A 3,700-nucleotide genomic window follows, 5' to 3' on the forward strand; every position below is an offset into this window, starting at 1 on the left:
TTCTGAAGGAGTAGCACAGGATTCTTTGTTATGGAGCAAGGAAGCCGATGCCTTTGTAGCGCGTCATGAAAAGAGTAAAGAAGAAAAAGGCAAAGCTGTCAGGACACAAGAAAACAGTAGAATTACGTTTCTAGCAAATGGTGAGATTAGCGCTAAATCAACAGATGCCGTAACGGGTAGTCAGCTTTATTCGCTGAACGAACAACTTGCAACCTATTTTGGTGGTGGTGCTGGATATGATAAAGAGGGCAAATGGAAAGCACCGGATTTCAAGATCAAGCAGTTTGGTGAGGATGGTACTTCTTTTGACAAGAACTATACGAATGTAGCGGATGCACTTGCCGGTGTTGGAAGTTCTATCACGAATGTTCAGAATAAATTGACTGAACAGGTTAATAATGTGATTACCAAAGTGGAAAGCGAGAGCTTTGTTCAGCAAGACAAAACAACGCATCGTCTCACTATTGGTGCAAAAGTAGGTGGCGCAGAAATCAATATTGCAAATGAAAGCGGTGGGGATCGGATAATTTCTGGTGTTGGTGAAGCAAAGAACAATAATGACGCTGTTAACAAAAGCCAGCTTGATAGCAATATCAAGAATGTCAATGATAATGTAACAAATAAGTTTAGCGAACTTACTAAAAACATAACGAATATTACTCAGCAAGTTAAAGGTGATGCTTTGTTATGGAATGATGAAGCCAATGCCTTTGTAGCACGTCATGAGAAGAAGCAAGAAGAAAAAGGCAAAGCTGTCAGGACACAAGAAAACAGTAGAATTACGTTCCTTGCCAATGGTGAGATTAGCGCTAATTCAACGGATGCTATCACGGGTGGTCAGCTTTATTCGCTGAACGAACAACTTGCAACCTATTTTGGTGGAGGTGCTGGCTATGATGAGCAAGGACAATGGACTGCTCCAAGTTTTAAGGTTAAGACAGTTAAGGATGATGGTAAATCTGAAGAGATAGACTATGGCAATGTGGCGGATGCTTTGGCTGGAGTTGGTAATTCTTTCACAAATATTAGAAATGAGATTAGCAAAGAAATTAATAATGAGATTACCAATGTGAAAGGTGATAGCCTTGTTAAGAAAGATCAAGCAACCAATCTTATCACTATTGGTAAAGAAGTAGAAGGCAGTGAAATCAACATAGCCAACAAGACTGGTACGGATCGGACACTTTCAGGTGTTGGTGAAGCAACAAAGGATAATGAAGCTGTTAACAAAGGTCAGCTTGATAAAGGTTTGAAGGATCTTTCTACCAGCCTTCAATCAGATGACTCGGCTGTTGTTCATTACGATAAAAAAGAGGGTGAGAATGGCGGCATTGATTACACGAGTGTGACTTTAGGCAAAGGTAAGGATAAGGCAGCTGTTGGTCTTCATAATGTTGCCGATGGTCAGATTGCCAAGGGTTCACGTGATGCAATCACGGGTGGCCAGATTAATAAAATAGGTGAGGATGTAGCTAAGTTTTTAGGTGGAGAAGCATCCTTTAAAGAGGGTGTTTTTACAGCTCCGACTTATAAAATCTCTAATGTTTCTGACGATGGTACAGTAACGACTAATTCACATAACGATGTTGGTAGCGCCTTTTCGGGTCTTGATACGAGTGTCAAGAATGTGAACACTCATCTGTCTAATGAGGTCAAAAAGTTTGATGAAAAACTAAGTAATATTACGCAAGCAGTTCAAGGCGATGCATTGTTATGGGGCAAGACTAAAGGTGCGTTTGTAGCGACGCATGGGGACAATAAAGAGAACAGCAAGCTTACATCACTTGCAGCTGGCTCTATAGTATCAGGCTCGAGTGATGCGATTACGGGTGGACAGATTTATGATCTGCAAAAACAGTGTGCGACGTATTTTGGTGGAGGAGCAGGTTATAATGAAAAGGGAGAATGGGTTGCACCTACCTTCAAGCTTAAAACTGTCAATTCTGATGGTAGTGCTGGTGAGGAAAAGGTTTACAATAGTGTATCGGAAGCATTTGCTGGAGTTGCGAGTTCTATCACGAATGTTCATAATGATGTAACTAATGTTGTCAGTGATAGCCTTGCCAAGCAGGATGATAATACGAAGGTTATCACTATTGGTAAAGAAGTAGAAGGTACAGAACTCAACATTGCCAACAAGACTGGTACGGATCGGACACTTTCAGGTGTTAAGGCAGGAGTGCTTTCAGCAGAATCGACAGAAGTTGTAAATGGCTCTCAGTTATTTGCGACTAATAAAAATGTTACGACAGTGACTACTAATCTAGACAGTGTTTCTAAAAATACATCGAGCTATTTAGGTGGTGGTGCTGATGTTCTTGTAGGCAATCTTCCGACGTATGTTGTTGGTGGTCAGTCATATCATGATGTTGGTTCAGCCTTTAGCGGTGTTGATACATCGCTGACAGATCTTCATAATGAGCTTTCTAAGAACAGCAATGAACTTACACAGACCATTGAGCAGAATGCTTTGTTGTGGAATGATGAAGCCAATGCCTTTGTCGCGCGTCATGTAAAGAACAAAGAGAAAGATGGTCAAGTTATAGCGGAACAAGAAAACAGCAAATTAAAATTTCTATTAGATGGAGAAATTTCTAAAGGTTCAACAGAAGCGATTACGGGCAATCAGCTTTATTCAATGAATCAGACATTTGCTGAGTATTTTGGTGGAGGAGCTGGTTATGATAAAGATGGACAATGGAAAGCTCCAAGTTTTGTGATCAAGAAAGTTGATGCGGAAGGTAAAGAAAGTGAAGAAAGCTATAAGAGTGTATCGGAAGCATTTGCTGGAGTTGCGAGTTCTATCACGAATGTTCATAATGATGTTACCAATGTTGTCAGTGATAGCCTTGCGAAGCAGGATGAAAAGACAAAAGTTATCACTATTGGTAAAGAAGTAGAAGGTACAGAACTCAATATCGCAAATAAAGACAAAGGGGATCGGACACTTTCAGGTGTTGGTGAAGCAACAAAGGATAATGAAGCTGTTAACAAAGGTCAGCTTGATGCAAGTCTGAAGGATCTTTCTACCAGCCTTCAGTCAGATGATTCAGCTGTTGTTCATTACGATAAAAAAGAGGGTGAGAATGGCGGCATTGATTACACGAGTGTGACTTTAGGTAAAGGTAAGGATGCAGGACCAGTTGCACTTCATAATGTAAAAGATGGTGCCATTGGTGAGAGTTCACATGATGCGATTAATGGTAGTCAGATCAACACGATTTCTCAGAATGTAGCTAAATTCCTTGGTGGCGATGCAAAATTTGTTGAGGGTACGTTTACAGGACCAACCTACAAGTTATCCAAGGTTGATACAGCTGGTAATATAACAAATGGCTCTTTTGATAATGTTGGTAGTGCATTTACTGGTCTTGATGAGAATATCAAGAATGTGAATGCGCGGATTAAAGAGGTTTCTGAAGGAGTAGCGCAGGATTCTTTGAATTGGAGTAATGAAGCCAATGCCTTTGTCGCGCGTCATGAGAAGAAGCAAGAAGAACAAGGCAGGGCTGTAAGGACACAAGAAAACAGTAGAATTACGTTTCTAGCAAATGGTGAGATTAGCGCTAAATCAACAGATGCTGTCGCTGGTAATCAACTTTATTCAATGAATCAGACATTTGCGACGTATTTTGGTGGAGGAGCAGGTTATAATGAAAAGGGAGAATGGGTTGCACCTACCTTCAAGCTTAAAACTGTC

General features: G+C 40.7%; 1 pseudogene. It reads left to right on the forward strand.

Features of this window, described 5'->3' with window-relative positions:
* Positions 1-3,700 (forward strand): annotated as a pseudogene (locus tag ACFIMM_RS08250) (hypothetical protein); the annotation flags it as partial.

Source organism: Bartonella sp. AP258QHHD (genome assembly GCF_042196145.1).
Classification (GTDB): domain Bacteria; phylum Pseudomonadota; class Alphaproteobacteria; order Rhizobiales; family Rhizobiaceae; genus Bartonella.